This window comes from Streptomyces sp. NPDC088246 (genome assembly GCF_044741025.1).
Lineage (GTDB): Bacteria > Actinomycetota > Actinomycetes > Streptomycetales > Streptomycetaceae > Streptomyces.
In genome coordinates this window covers 142,337-157,578 of the sequence record NZ_JBIURV010000018.1, presented here as the reverse complement: position 1 = coordinate 157,578, position 15,242 = coordinate 142,337, and the positions used below count along the sequence as shown (strand labels likewise).

Sequence of the window (15,242 nt, the reverse complement as noted above, 5' to 3'; positions counted from 1 at the left end):
ACCCAGCGGATTCGTCGGCGGTCCGTCGTCGGTAGTGGCTGCGTCAGGCTGTTGCCTGGTGGCGTCTGCGCCAGGTGGACCAGTGCAGCAGCCTGGCCGCCGACACGGCGTGCGGGTTGAAGACGGCACCGAAGAGACGGCGGATCTCCGGCACGGTCAACGCGATGGGGTCGCTGCTGCGGGCGTGCTGGTGCGGATCGGCGGACCGTTGCGGTGCCGCGTCGCCGGCCGCGGCGGTCAGGAAGGCCAGGGCGAGCATGGCGAGTGTGATGTGTCGGTGCCATGAGGTCCAGTGCCTCACCTGGTAGTGGTCCAGGCCGACCTGGCCCTTGGCGGCCTGGAAGCACTCCTCCACGCTCCAGCGGACACCGGCGACGCGGACCAGTTCGGACAGGGTCACTTCGGTGGGTGACCAGCACAGATAGAAGGCGAGTTCACCGGTGGACCGGTTGCGTCGGATGAGCAGGTGGCGGTGTCGGCCGGTGCCGATGTGGATCCAGGCCCAGTCGTAGTACCGCGGACCCTTCGCACCGTTGCCGGCGCTGTGCCGCTGCCAGGTCGTGGCGGGCAGGCGGTCTGCGACGTTGTCCGCGCGGACGGCAGTGCGGCCGCGGTTGATCCTCACCCGCGTCGAGCAGGCGACGGCCAGCACGTAGCCGGTGCCGCGTGCCTCGAGGGCGGCGCGGAGTTGGGGGTCCTGGCCGTAGGCTTCGTCGCCGGTTACCCAGGACGCGGTGATGCCGGCTTCCAGCGCGGCGGCGATCATCTCACCGGCCAGTTGGGGCTTCGTCGCGAACTGGATGTCCTCGGGGACCCCGGCCGCGTGACGGCGCTCGGGATCGGAACACCAGGAGTGCTCGGGCAAGTAGAGCCGACGGTCGATCAGAGCCCGTCCCCGGCTGGTGGCCAGGGCAAGGAACACGCCGACCTGGGAGTTTTCGATGCGTCCTGCGGTGCCGGTGTACTGCCGCTGCACGCCCGCCGAGGCCCGGCCCTTCTTCAGGAAGCCGGTCTCGTCGACCACGAGAACGGCGCCGTCGGCGCCGAGGTGTTCGGCGGCGTAGGCACGTACATCGTCGCGGACCGCATCGGCATCCCAGCGTGCATGGCGCAGCAGGCGCTGCATCGGCCCGGGCCGGCTGTGGCCCGCCTGTTCGGCCAGCTGCCAGCAGTTCTTCCGTTCGACGTTCGACAGCAGCCCGAGCAGGTAGGAGCGGGCCGACGCCCGGGGCTCAACCCGCCCGAACCGGCCCGCGATCCGGGCCATGACCTGGTCGAACATCGCCCGCCAGCGGGCAGGGTCTACGCTATGGCCCGCGGCCACCGCACGATCTTCAGGAGTCCACACAACCCCCGATGATCACGCGGTGGCCGTACCCGTTCCCAGCCGGGTCCGCGACAAGATCGCGAAGTCAGGCTGGAGTACTAGCAGCAGCAAGGTCCGGTCCGGTCCGCCGTGGCGGACCGGACCGGACCGTTCACCTCCCACCGCGCAGACGTCACCCACTTGGACAACAGTCATGCGAATCGCAACTCCGTTCACGGCCTCAAGCACCGCCATGGACGTCATCGCCGGCGTCGACCTCACCGGCAGGGCAATGATCGTCACCGGGTGCCTCCTCGGGCATCGGCGTCGAAACCGCTCGCGCCCTCGCGGCCGGCGGAGCTCACCTCACTCTCGCCGTCCGTGACCTGAACGCCGGACAGCGCACTGCCGACGACATCGCAGCCACCACCGGCAACGACCGCGTCAGCGTCCGCAGACTCGACCTCACCGACCTGGACTCCATCGACGCATTCGCTGCCGGATGGAACGGCCCGCTGCACGCCCTCATCCACAACGCCGGCGTCATGGAGACACCGCAGCGGTACACCCGCTACGGCTGGGAACTCCAGTTCGCCACCAACCATCTGGGGCACTTCGCCCTGACCCTGGCCCTCCACGACGCCCTCGCCGAAGCGGCGACCACCACCGGCGAGGCACGCATCGTCGCCGTCAGCTCCAGCGGCCACGGCAGCTCACCCGTCCGCTTCGACGACCTGTTCTTCCGCCGCCGCCCCTATGACCCCGGGCACGCCTACGGACAGTCCAAGACCGCCCAGATCCTCTTCGCTGTAGAAGCCACCCGCCGCTGGGCCCAACACGGCATCACCACCAACGCGCTGATGCCCGGCGGCATCTGGACCAACCTGCAACGGCATTGGGACCCTGACCGGCGCGCGCGGCTCAAGGCCGCCATCCCCGGCAAGACACCCCAGCAGGGAACCGCCACCAGCGTGCTCCTGGCCGCCTCCCCCCGGCTCCAAGGCATCAGCGGCCGCTACTTCGACGACTGCAACGAGGCCGAACCCGTCGAAGAAATTATCGACGGACTGCACGGGGTACGCGCATGGGCTCTCGACAAGGACGCGGCCCGGCGCCTGTGGGACGTCTCGCTCGCCCTCATCGACGCAGCCCGATGATGACCCGCCACGCCGACGAGCCACCCGAAACAGGCTTCCCGTCCGCCTCATGGCGGCGGGCCACCGTCTCCGCCACCTCGGTTGACGCCAACGCCAGGGCCGGTGAAGACCAGATCATGCCCAGCCGCAGCGCCGGAGTGGACAGACCCGGGCCGAACGGGCGGACAAAGACGTTGTAGCCCCTGCGGGAACAGGCTGACCTTGCACGGCTGCCCCTGTACCAAGACCATCGTCGTTCAGTCACCCAGCCAACCCAACCTCCCTGTCAGGAAGGTTGGGGCCGTCGAACTGTACGAAGCAGCGCAGCTCCTGGTAGACGGGCTCAAGACCAAAATCACCCCGCCCTGCCAGGAGCTTCATCGTGCTGGTCCACCCGTCCGCGATCGACCTGTCCAGTTCGACCCTTCGGTTCCTGTCCCGGCGTCTGAGTGAGCGGCGAAAGCAGCTGCGGACACGCTGGCGACGGCTGTCGACGGGACGTCAGGCCCTGCTCACCCTGGCCCACCTGCGTCGGGGCGACACCTACAGCCAACTGGCCGCAGCCTGGCGCCCGCTGGCGACAGCGACTGCACGCAACAGCGAGAAAATGACAGCCATCAGGCCCTCAAGGCTCCTGTCGCAAGGCGGCGGCGCCATCGTCACCTGCTCCTCCCTCCCGACATGGTGAACTGCCGTAACCACTCGATCACAGCCAAATCCGCTCCGATCGTCAGGAGGGCCGCCGCGCATCCCCGGGTCGCAACACTTGCGGGGGCGTCCTGAGGTTCCGTCTGACAGCGTTCAAAGTTCCAGAGAGTCGGCCGGCGGGCCTCGGGCCTCATCCCCCAGAAGCGGCGATGTATCAGGGTCGGTCGCCCCGTCTCCGCCCGACCAGCAGCCCCAGGCGGGGCGCCACGGGGATGAACCAGGCGGGGTCCTCTCTTCTCACGGAACCGGCCGGCGCGGCCCCTTCTGCACCGCGACCGCACCATGCGCACTTGCGTGCGCCCACGCGCCCCGAATTACCGTTCCTGACCGACCAGGGCAGACGAACATCGTGGGGGATGCATGGCAAGAACCGCGCGACAGACCCTGAACACGCTCAGCCGCTCGACGAACATCCACGTCCGGTCAACGGCAGAACTCGCTGCCCATGTCAGCTCAGCAACAGCAGCCTTCGACAAGAAACGCCGGGACAAGGGACAAGCACCAGTACGCAGAAAACCTGAACCGCTCCCCGTTCCACGAGCCGAGTGCAGTCAGACGATCGAACTGACACCGTGGCAGGTACTGCACGCCGTGGCGCGTGGCTACGTACTGGCCGGCCAGGGAATGGGGCGCGGGCTCGCGGAACACTGGCTGAGCCTGAAGTTCTGCGAAGCGCTGGGCAATAATCGCGCCGGTGCCATGGATCTCACTGACAAGGGCCGCACTCCCGAGCGCTGGTACAAGGCCATGCAGGCCCGGGAATTGGCCGTCGGCTTCGGACTCGCTGTGGCAGAACACATCGTGCAACAGAGATACCCGGACCACGTCACCTCGGTCGTGGACACAAGCACGGTCCTGCGAGCCGGCTGGCCCCTGAACGTCTCACAGCGGAACAAGACCTCACGGCCCCGCGCCGACTACCTCATCGAAGCATGGAAACCTGGCGAGCCGTCGAAAATCACGCTCGTGGCCTGCCGGGGAAACCACCAGAGGCCGAGCAAACGAGGAGGGCGGACCCGCAGCACCACCGTCCAGCAACTGGTAAAGGGCGCCGAGCTGACCGAAGGCATGCACATCGGCCCGTGGAATACGACGCCGTGCCTGATCCTGTCCACAGAACTCATGGGGCAGGGCGGAATCGTGGTCAATGCCCTGCAGGCGCGAGGCGAATCCCTGCTCCCCCTCCGCACACCGGGTGCCCCGGGAAATGCCGATGTAGAGATCCGAGACAAGGCCGGCATCCCCTACCCGAACGCCATTCACATACCCGCCCGCGACGGGAAACGAGCACGGACCGTCGACGGCTTCCAAGTAGCCGAGGCCGACCGCGATTGGTTCGGTCAGCTCCTGGCCCGTACCGGAGCTGCCAACCTGACCGCTCTGGCCGGCGGAGGACCCCAAACTGCCCAGTACCTCACCACGCGTCAGGGACGACAGCACTACGACGTGCCCACCTTCGCCGCCACATCAAGCGTTGACGACGCAGACATCCAAGTCGGCGGCACGAAATTCGTCGGCACGGACCATGTCTTCCGTATGGGGTCCGTACGCATCGAGGCATTCTCTGGCATGGCCGAGCCCCTGTACGAACTCATCAAGAAAGGCCGCGTGGAGGAATACCGCCAAGCCGCCTTCCAAAGCCGCTCCACCCCGCACAACACCCACGGAACCGGCAGATGGAACGGGCCGATCTCCTTCCACGACGACGGCACCGTCATGGCCCTGAGCATCCTCCCCATCCGCAGACGGCAACCTCAGTGAACGCACCCGAAAGCGTCGTCAACGCCCGCCCCCAGCAGAAGGGACGTAGACACCCCGACCCGACAGGCCACATCGATCGCCCCGCAGAGAGACCCGCCGCGACACGCAGAACCCCCGCCGGCACCTGCCGACGGGGGTACGCATCTCTCACATGGCTGTCACCAACACCGTAGACGCTCCTGGACCACAGGGGCCTGACCTGCACTTACGCGCGTCACCTGGACCACCCTGTACCGCACAAGACGCGATCTACAACCTGTGCCATGTGGTACCGAGATAGGGGCCCAGGACCAGGACCGGTGCGTCTTCTGGCCCGTCAAAGCGGTATTGCAGGGTTTCAGCCGTCGCCTCACTCACCCGCCCACGCTCCCACATCTCACAACAGCCCCTATGACTGGGCCACGGCTGTATGGCCCTGACTAGGTGGAACACCTCGCGGGCAGCGTAGCGTTTGAGGCACCGGACGATTCCGCCGGGAAATCCAAGGAGCGGGAGGCCGTTGGCATGGGCTCCGGACTGCTCGAACAGCAGTCGCTGATCCAACGTCGGTGGCAAACGGTCCGGGTCTGCTGCCACCGGACACGAACTGGCGAATTTCCTTCCCTGTGAGTCCGCAGGCAGGCACGCACGTCTACGGAATCGGGTCCCATCTTGCCACCCGCGAGATTGCCCCCACAGGTCATCGCCGCGATCAAGCGTCGTGCGCAGTCGGGCAGGATCCACGACCGGGGCGTTATGGCCAGCCAAGGCGCTCTACCAGGCCAGTCTGACAGCCGAAGGGCGATCGGAACCAGTTTCCGCCGCATTCAGCACCCTGCCGGAGCGTGATGTCATCCGCCCCGTTGCCTGCACCCGCAGCGCCGACATCGTTTGGTCAAACTACACCGCACGCCGTGGCACCTTACGCACATGGCTGGATCACGTCAGCCCGATCATCGGGAACCGTCCCGGACCCCAGGCTTGTCGACATCACAAGGCACCAAAGGGGAGGGACGCGGGACGTGGACGCTCTCGCGGCTGCGGTACACACGCTTCTGGGAGATCCGGATGCATCTACGGAAGTGGATGTGCCGACCTCGGAAGAAGCGGCACGCGCCGTCCGGCTTCTCGATCAGGGGCTGCGCAGCGGCCGCAAGATGGCCGAGGGCGCGCTGCACGGCGCCAAGACACTCTCGACCGACCGGCTCCAGGTCCTCTCCGAGTTCGTCCAGAACTCCGACGATGCGGGAGCCGGACAGCTGCACATCCTGCTGCGGTCCGACGCCACTCCACTTCGTACAAGCCCATGGAGCCGCCCAGGACGGCTTCTCGTTTCTTTCAATTGGCGATTTCCCATGACGGGCCGAGCCTCGACGTCGACGCACCGTCTCTCCGGGCGGGGGATACGCGCACACGCTGGCCCGGCAGAAGCACGATCAAGACCAACGGGGATGCCACCTCCCTGATACGTGGCTCCAACGCCGGAGAGGAGGAGTGAGTGAGGTACTCAAGCTCGATGACATCAACCCTGTCACCAACAAGGACGTTCAGGATGCGGAGCAGTTCGAGGCCCTCCGCTCCTTCGTCGCAGTCCTCTTCTTCGGCCTCCTCATCGTCCGCACAGCCGGTGAAGATTAGTGATGTGGATTCCGAGACGATTTCCATAAAGGACCCGGCGAGAGCTTGCGCGACTGCTTCAGGGGATTCGATATCAACTCCGGTGATACCCCCGTTGAGGTGATCGCATTCCGACCACTGGCCGCTGTCATCACGGACTGCCTGGTAGAGCTCTTCGGCCACGAGGCCGTCATCACGACGGTGCGCCATCAGCACCAGACCAAGTCTGGCGTCGATCCAGACATCAGTGGCCGCCGGCCCGTTCGAAAGCGACTGGAAGTCCGCACTCCCCCTATCCAGGGCTTCTCGGGCGATTTGTGACATTGGCCGTCGCATGATTTATCGCTTCTCTTTCATCTTTACCGGAGCTCACGGATTGAACAGCGATGTGGCGCGGCCGAAGGCCGCGCCACATCGCCCGCACTGTGCATTGGGTCAGGTGGTGGCGTTACGTCTTGGCATTACAGGAATAGGACATGTCTGCGGCGTACCCTCGCCAGCCGAGTACGACGACCGCGCCGTACGCCCAGACTCTGCTACCGGGTCTGACCTTGACCTTGAAATGCACGGCCCAGCCTATCTTTGCCCTGTTCTGCCAGCTTCCCTTTTGCTGCATCTTGTACAGCTTCTGCGCTTTACCTCGACCGGGGTAGCTGCCCCACGCCTCGCCATAGGTGAAGCTCTTGGACAGGAATCGGTTAGCGAAACCCATCACCTGAACGTTGATGTAGTAACCGATGTACGGGTACGACCCCTTCCCCTTAATGTCATGACCCATTCCGCCGCCGGCTCGTTGGATGATGATCCGCATGCCATAGCCGTTCTTGATCCGGCGCTTCCCGCAGTTAGGGGACATGCCGGTGGAGTCACTGGCATTGCACGGGTCAGCGTTGGCGTAGTCGTAGGCGTTGGCAGAACCACCGTAGACAGGGTCCGACTGGAGAAAACGGCCGCGAGAGGGGTCGTAGAGCCGCACACCCAGCAGGGTAAGGCCGGTCAATGTCTCCGAGGAACGCTGCTGGTTGCCCAACCAACCGTAGCGGGCCTTCGTCTGACCCGCCCGGGGGTTACCGTATTCGTCGTTGTCCAGCGCAACGGGTGCCTGACTGCTGTCCAGCGGCAGTTGGAGGGCCACGTCACCGTGGCTGTCCGTGATTTGCAGGACCGTGCCACCGGTCTTACTGGTGGTAGCGGCGAGGCCGCCCGTGACGGGTTCGACGTATCGGGTCACAGTGCCTGCGGCGTCCTCGGTGATCCAACGGGGATTGTCCGTGTCGCTGTCGTAGTGGTTGACCTTGGATCCGGTCTGGGTCCATGTGGAACCGCTTCCGCTCTCAGTCTTCCAGGAGCGGAAGCGCATCTTGGCGTCAAGCCGCCATGTCTGGCGCTGGCCACTCACGGTCTGCTGGTAGGCGAGGTCGTTCGCGTAGTACGCGAGACTCCCGTGCCCCGGAGCTGCGGTGGTGCGCCCGAAGGCGTCGTAGGTGTAGCCAGCGTCGACGAGGCGGTCGGCACTGTCGTAGGCGGAGGTTTTTACGGTGCCTCCGCCTGCCGGACAGTCCACGCCGGGGGCACCGCTCGCCGTGGTGAGCGAGGTGCGATTGCTGCGTGTGCCGAAGCCGTAGCTGCGGCGGGTGCACACGGTCTCCGCCGTGTCAGCCACGGTGGTGAGACGTCCGACTGCATCGTAGGTGTAAGACTGGTCCGACCATCCGGCCCGCGTGGTCAGCTGGCCGTGGACGGATTCGTTGGACCGGTCGGCGAAGACGACCATTCCGTCACTATCACGTGTGTAGGTGCGTGCGACAGCGTTACCGGTGGTACTCCTGCCGTGCGTGAGGGTGTAGCCGCCAGGGAGCTTTTCGGTGGTTACACCTCCGTCGGCGTCGTAGGCAGCCTCGAACGAGCCTGCCACGGAGTCCGTCAGCTTTGTTGGGAGGCCGCGGGGTTCGATTGCGGTGTCGTAGGTGTAGGTGACAGTAGACGGAACACTGTCAGTGATCTTGAGCGGACGGTCGAGGTGGTCGAATTCCATGCGCGTCACACCGCCGTCAGCATCCGTGTAGGAGAGAATGCGCGCGAGTTTGTCGTAGACGCGAGTAATCGTTCCGGCGGTGGGCGAAATCGTTTTGGCCGGCTCGCCGGTGGTCGGGTCGTACTCCGTGGTGACTTCGGGAACCGCGACGCCCACGCCGCCTGTGATGGTCGTCGTCAGCGGGCGGCCGGCTTCATCGCTTGTCACAGTGGTGACGCGAGAGACACCATTGGCGGTTTCTGTTGTTCTCGATGTGCCGCCCCACCAGTCGTACTCAATAGTGGTGGTAGGCAGCTGCGCCGGGTTCGAGCCTCCTCCGGTGACGGCCCCGGCCGGCCCCGTGGAGCAGATCAGGTCGGCCCATTCCGGGCGGCCAGCGCATGCCCCAGCACCGGCAGCGGACCAGTAGGTTGTCACTCGCGTTGCAGCGTCGGTGCCCGAGGCGCCCGGCGCGAGCTGCTTGCGAACGCGGCCTTGCTCGTCGTACTCGGTGGCCGAGGTGATGGCCAGTCCGCCCGGATCCTGGATGGTCTTGACCTGCAGGCCCTTGACCCAGTCGAATACGTTCTCGGTCACTCGGGTTTCGCCGTGCACACCTGGATGTTCGCGTACCTGGGCTCCTGAAGTGACCTTAGTGGTCTGGTCCTTTACTGCTGCACTTCCGTCAGTGGGCCGCCCTTGATCGTACTCGTAGAAAGCCCACGGCCTGGCCGTGACGGGAGTGCCGGCTTGGGCCAAGGTGGTGGTGCCGGACTTGAGGTCGGCTGTGAGGTCGATCCGCCGCAGGGGCCCGAGGTCCTCGAGTTTGCGCGTACCACTGTCGTTGTAGATCTGCCGGCCGGAGAGCAGTTCGGCACGTTCCGCGCTGGGCAGCTGAGAAATGCCGAGTTCAGCCTGCACAGCCTTGTCGGTGGCGGTCAGGCCGAGGGCGATGGCACGGTTGGCGGGAGACAGCTCGCGGACCGTGTTCCCGAAGCGGTCTTCCTCTGTGAACAGGATGTGACCGCCAGGGCTGGCTGTGTTCACCCGGCTGCCGGAAACGTCCATGTACTGAATGCTGGCGTATGCGTAGGCCGAGGCACTCAGTTCGTCGCCGCTGTGTGAGGCGGGTACCGATCCTGGCGGAAAGACAGCCGCCGCGTCCGTCGGAACAGCGGTCTGCCCCCATGCCTTCACATCGGAGGCCCCCAGTTGGTAGGGAGCCTTGGCGCCGGTAAGCGGAACGTCATAGACGATGCTGGTGACAGCGGTCCCTTCGATGACGTCCTTTGTTCCCGGCTTCAAGGTCGCCCGCGAGGCCTTGAGGAGCATGCCCTCGCCGCTGCTGGCGCTGCTGCCCGCCTGGCCGTACGTGAACGTCCAAGGCAGCTGCCCCGCCGCCCCGTACTCGACGACCCGTCCGGCGGCGTCGTAGGTGTAGGTGGTCTTCAGCGCAGGGGTGATCCGAGGGTCCCAGTTCTCACGCAGACGCCCGCTGTTGTCGTATCGGTAGGTCTCGACGGCATGGCTCGTGGCAGCTGACGCGCCTGGCTCGGTCGACCAGGCCCTGATCTCAACGACACGGCCGACGTAGTCGCCAAGTGTGTTGCTGGTAGCGGTCGTATTGGTGGCGTAGACGAACTCCAGAGCGCGGCATCCCTTGACCGCCGGGGTGGCCGCACATGTGGCAGCCGAGACAGCGGAGGTATCGCCGGCCATCCGCTTGGGACGGGCCAGCTTCTCACCGTTCACGGTGACTGTCTCGGACACCAGCGTGGTAGTCGTATCATCCTTCCCATTGAGTACTGAGGATGAGACGTTCCAGATGTCGGAGGTGAGGTCGAGCTTACTGAACCTGGTGGCCGCCCCCTCCGAATCCGTGAGTGTGAAGGAACCGCTCACGCTGCCGGTGAGAGTCAGTTTCTGCGCTCCGGGCTCGGCGATCCAGCCGGTCTTTGCGGCATTAGCAGTGAAGTGAACAACGTCCTCACTGCCGGTGACGACGTCGACGACCGTGTCAGAGATCTTTCGGATGTAGGAGTAGTCGGAGTCTGTGGTCTCGGCGCTGGTACCCGCCGACCACTCCTTGCCGAAGATCGGTACTTGCCCATTGCCGTCGGAGCGTGTGTCGGGTTCGCGAGAGGTAGCGGTACGCGAGACCGACAGTCCAAAGTGGGAGGCTTCAGACTCTGAGAGGGTGAAGCCTCCTGTGAGGAGGTTGACCAGCCCGGGTCCTACCCGTCCCGGGGTGTTGGCCTGTACGTCTTGGCCGACAACGACGTTGAGCGGCTGCGTCGATCCGGCGGCCGCGTCCGGGCCGGTGAAGTCGGCCTTTATCTGCACAGTGCCACTAGGCTGCACCGTGTCGGTGGCGTTCCATACGAGCGGTGCGTTCCTGCCACTACTCATCGGCACGGGCCAGGTGGCCAGTGCGGTGCCGTCCGAAGTGACGTCTCCAGCCGGGATCTGCACCCAGGAATCGGCCTCTGATCGGCGCCAAGAGAACGACACCTTCTCGTACTTCCTGGCCTCTGCCTCGGCAATCAGGGGCAGACGGCGCGCAGTGCGCTGACCTTCGGCAGGTTGGATGAAGCCACCAGGACCGGCGTGGAAGCTGTACTCGACGGGCTCGGACTTGTTATCAGCCTTGTCCACAGCTCGCACCTGCAGAGTATGGGTGCCGTCTCTGGGGGGCTTAATACTGATGCCCTTGGCGGTTGAAGAGCCGCCGGTGGCGACCTTGGACCAGGTCACACCGTCCAGTGACCATTCCAGCCAGTTATGGTCGGCTGCCGGAGGAGTGACGGTAAAGGTCCCGGCCTGGCCTGCGCCCTTGACCCACGCGTCCGATGGATAGTCCGTCGATACGATCTTCGTCGGGGCGGAAGGGCTGCTGGTGTCGACGGTGAACGTCTTCCACTCCGACCAGCCCACGTTGTAGTGCGTACCGTCATACGGCGAGGTGCGGAACTTGTACGTCTTGCCGTTGGTCAGCACCCCGGCCGGGACAGTCACTGAAGCGACCTGGCCGGAAGGCACATACTTCGACACGATGACATCGCCGACCTGGGCGTTGGTGACGCTGTCGAAGATCTGGAACGTACCGTTGACTTTGTCACCGTTGGAGTCGACGAACGTGTCCCGCAGCGTCGGGGTGACGGTGTTCACGGTGTAGGCGCCGCCGTAGGAGAAATACGGCGGGCCAGCTTCCTGCTTGGTTCCGGTGCGCGGCCGGTAGTTGTAGTTCACTACCAGCTTCGGCGGGTTCGAGGCCGCGTTGGCGGAGTTGACCCGCTTCCACTGGGCTACCGCGCTCTCGTCAGTAGCCCGCAACCCCATGTGACCGCGAGTGGCCTTAGCTGACGTCCATTCCTGCACGAGTGTCGTGACGTTGGCGTTGATCCATCCATCGGGCTGCGTGGTGCACGAGGCGTTACCGCGCGTCTCCGTGGAAGTGGCCTTTTTCGCCGTCATCGTCGGTCGGTTCGTCCACCGGCTGGACGTAGAGGCCGCAGGAGAGGACCACACCTCCCACGGATACGCCTTGCAGTCCAGGTTGTTGCCGGAGTGGAAGTTCCACAGGGAAAGTTTCGCATCCAAAACCAAGGCGTCCTGGATCGCTGACGTGTTCCAGGAGATGAAGGACTGTGCCGTACGCGGGGTGCCGTCGGCGTTCTTCGTGCCCGGGTTACCCAGGTCGAGTTCGACATCGTTCGACCAGTCGACGGTCTCACCCTGCTGGACATAGGTGTCGAAGACGTTGGACAAGGAGGAGGTGGAGGGATCTACCGTCACCGGGTACTTCGTCTTCGGATCGGCGAGGAACTCCGCATCCGGGGTGATGACCAGGTCGATGGCCGAGCCCTTGGCCACTACCTTCATCGCCACCGGCACCCGCCTGGTGTGTTCACCGGACCTCTCGTCGACGGTGGAGTCCCACATCACCGGAGCGGGCATCACCGCCTGCTTCTTGTTCTCCTTGTCCGTGAACAACACGCTGCCGTCCTGCTGCTGTTCGGCCTTCAGACCCTTGGCCTTCAGTGGCAGGGTGTACGTGTAGCCGTCGATGGCAGGCTTCTGCTTGATCTCGACGAACTGCTCGAAACCGGTACGGGTCGCCTCGACCACCACGTCGGCGCCAGGTACGGCGTTGACGTACTCCGCCCGAGTACCGTCCAGCTTCGGCTTGGGTAGGCCACCCTTCCACTGCAGCGTGATCTGCTGATCGCCCTGACTCAAAGTCACCAGGTCGGTGGCCTTGGCCTGCTGAGCGGCCTTCAGCGATTTCGCTGGGGTCCCGGATTTGCCAGACAAGCGCAGCCCGCCCGGGTGAGCCTTGGGCTCGACACTCCCGTCGACACCCTGGACAAAGTCCAGGTCGACCTCACGCCACTGCCCCGTGGCCTCGTCCGCGAACCGAACGGGCCCGGCAGCGAGTTCCGTGGTGAGCGAGCCGTCCTTGTTCACCCAGGTCGTCGAGGTCTCGGTGCGCTCGGACAGCGCCTCGACCCGCTTGCCGGACAGCCGGGCAGCGACGCGCGCCGACGGGATGTCTGCGGCCTGGGCGGCGGCCGCGCTCTTCGACTTCTTGGGGTTCTGCGGCGCGGCGACGGCCGCTGCGTACGCGCCGTCAAGGAGCGTAACCGCAAGGGCCAGTGACAGGCTTCCCGCTATCCAGCGCGTACTCCCCCCGGCCCAGAGTCGTCTGCGTCGATGGGACGCATGATTGCGAATCATCCTGATTCTCCGGTTCATCCACTTCGCGAAAACGTCACAGATGTGACGCTGTTGTGAAGCTAGCTGAAGTAAAAAGGGAGCAAAGACGGCAAGTAGGAGGCAAAAAGGATCTTGCTCCTTCAAACCGAGGTCGTGATCTTTATCACCGTACGAATCCTTTCGGACACGTTTAGTGGTCAAAGATGGTCAGAGAGCAGCTGCTCTTCTGGCCGATCCGAAAGTTGGCGAGCACGGCAACACCCTTGAGTCGGCCTGAGGTTCCCCCGGCGTGCGGGAGGTGCTGATCAGCTGGTCAGGGCGGGTTGACGGGGTTTCAGGTTCGTTCGTTCCGCCGTTGCCTGGTCGGCGTAGTGCTTCTCCTCGAACTCGATCGGACTGAGGTAGCCGAGCCGTTTCTGGATGCGCCGGGAGTTATAGAACCCATCGATGTACTCGAACAGCGCCAGGTTCGTCTCGGCCCGGGTGGCGAAGACGCGGCCGCGGATGCACTCCGTCTTGGTGATCATCCACAGGTTCTCCGCGAGGGCGTTGTCGTACGAGTCTCCGACCGAGCCCATGGACGCCTGAACTCCCGGTCACAGCAGGCGAGTTGTTAGCTTGATCGACGTATATTGCCCGGACTCAATCGGTTGTCGCAACACCGGCTTCTTGAGTCAAGAGTAGGTGTTCGTTGAGGGCTTCAGCGGGTGTCTTCCATCCGAGGGTTTTGCGGGGGCGGCTGTTGAGGGCGAGTGCAACGGCTGCGAGGTCGTCTGTCTGCCATCGGGACAGGTCCGTGCCCTTCGGAAAGTACTGCCGCAGCAACCCATTCGTATTCTCGTTCGTGCCGCGTTGCCACGGGCTGTGCGGGTCCGCGAAGTAGATCTCGAGGCCGGTGTCGACGCGGAGCCGGGCATGCTGTGCCAGTTCTTTGCCGCGGTCCCAGGTCAACGAGCGACGCAGCTGCTCGGGCAGCGTGGTGATAGTGGAGGCGATCGCGTCCCTGACGGCCTCGGCACCCAGACCGGCCAGCGCCGGCCCGTTCTTCACCCTCGGCTCGGTGTCAAAGCCTTCCATGCGGGGCAGGTGCAGCAGCATGGTAAACCGGGTCGTGCGCTCGACCGGAGTGCCGATCGCGGACTTGCCGGTGCCGATGATGAGGTCGCCTTCCCAGTGTCCCGGGACTGCCCGGTCCTCGGCCTCGGCCGGTCGTTGGCTGATCATCACCTCGGGGGTGACGTGCCCGTTCGCCCGCCGTCGGGCTCGGGCGCGGGGAACCCGCAGCGCACGCCCGGTATGCAGACAGCCGACCAGCTCACGCTTGAGGGCTCCACGCCCTTGGATGTAAAGCGCCTGGTAGATCGCCTCGTGCGAGATGCGCATGGACTCATCATCGGGGAAATCCGTCCTGAGCCGGCCCGCGATCTGTTCGGGACTCCAGGCCGTCGCCCACCGCCGGTCCTGACGGCGGGGCTTGTTCCGTCCCTTCCACCGTGGCGTCTTCGGCCCGGTGACCTGTGTTCCGTCGGGACGGCGTACGTCCCCTTCGACCTTCGCCGGGACCGCCTCCAGTCCCAGGGCTGTGGCCAGCTGCTGGCAGCGCATGCCCTCCCGGCCCGCCTCCGACTCCAGCACCGACACGATCCGCTGGTAGTCCGGCGCAAGGACCGACGCCGCCATGCCCTCCGCCCGCCGCGGCACGGGCGAGCCTGCCACCGCGCTCCGTGCCGGCTCCGCGACCGCGGACGGCGGCCCGGCCAGCACTTCGGCCACCGTCTCACGGGCCTGGGCCAGACGCTGAAGCGTGAGCTCCGCCGCGACGAGCGCGGCCTGCACCCGCTCGACCTCCTCCCGCAACAGCGCGATCTCTTCCCGGACCTTCTTCTCTCGGGCCTCCAGCAGACCAAGCACCGACGGCACCAGCCACCTCCACAAGCGAGACGAACGGATGAACCACGCCCAGCTGGGCCGCGAATGTAGCAACGCAGCCTTTTCTCTCACTACC

General features: G+C 65.2%; 5 protein-coding genes and 3 pseudogenes. 3 read left to right on the top strand and 5 right to left on the bottom strand.

The window, feature by feature from the left end; all coding sequences use genetic code 11:
• Positions 1-43: 43 nt before the first annotated feature.
• Entirely contained in the window at positions 44-1,267 is a 1,224-nt protein-coding gene (locus ACIPEK_RS24780; RefSeq protein WP_401999933.1) for an IS701 family transposase, read from the bottom strand.
• A 359-nt stretch (positions 1,268-1,626) separates the two neighbouring features.
• Here ACIPEK_RS24780 and ACIPEK_RS24775 point away from each other — a divergent pair, with 359 nt between their 5' ends.
• The 3 genes and pseudogenes from ACIPEK_RS24775 to ACIPEK_RS24765 all read left to right on the top strand — a co-directional run bounded on the left by ACIPEK_RS24775 (position 1,627) and on the right by ACIPEK_RS24765 (position 4,911).
• On the top strand, positions 1,627-2,463 hold the full coding sequence (locus ACIPEK_RS24775) for an SDR family NAD(P)-dependent oxidoreductase (RefSeq protein ID WP_401999930.1): 837 nt from the start codon (positions 1,627-1,629) through the stop codon (positions 2,461-2,463).
• A gap of 361 nt (positions 2,464-2,824) precedes the next feature.
• Positions 2,825-3,010, top strand: a pseudogene (locus tag ACIPEK_RS24770) (transposase family protein); the annotation flags it as partial.
• A 731-nt stretch (positions 3,011-3,741) separates the two neighbouring features.
• Positions 3,742-4,911, top strand: a complete 1,170-nt coding sequence (locus ACIPEK_RS24765; protein WP_401999842.1) for a hypothetical protein — start codon at positions 3,742-3,744, stop codon at positions 4,909-4,911.
• A 1,317-nt stretch (positions 4,912-6,228) separates the two neighbouring features.
• On the opposite strand, the gene ACIPEK_RS24760 is transcribed toward ACIPEK_RS24765, so the two are convergent.
• The 4 genes and pseudogenes from ACIPEK_RS24760 to ACIPEK_RS24745 all read right to left on the bottom strand — a co-directional run.
• Positions 6,229-6,831, bottom strand: a complete 603-nt coding sequence (locus tag ACIPEK_RS24760) for a hypothetical protein (RefSeq protein WP_401999839.1) — start codon at positions 6,829-6,831, stop codon at positions 6,229-6,231.
• A gap of 124 nt (positions 6,832-6,955) precedes the next feature.
• Complete coding sequence (locus ACIPEK_RS24755) at positions 6,956-13,258, bottom strand: RHS repeat-associated core domain-containing protein (RefSeq protein WP_401999836.1); 6,303 nt, start codon at positions 13,256-13,258, stop codon at positions 6,956-6,958.
• A 284-nt stretch (positions 13,259-13,542) separates the two neighbouring features.
• Positions 13,543-13,818: pseudogene (locus ACIPEK_RS24750) on the bottom strand (IS3 family transposase); the annotation flags it as partial.
• 61 nt (positions 13,819-13,879) lie between these two features.
• Positions 13,880-14,776: pseudogene (locus ACIPEK_RS24745) on the bottom strand (IS30 family transposase); the annotation flags it as partial.
• Positions 14,777-15,242 lie beyond the last annotated feature (466 nt).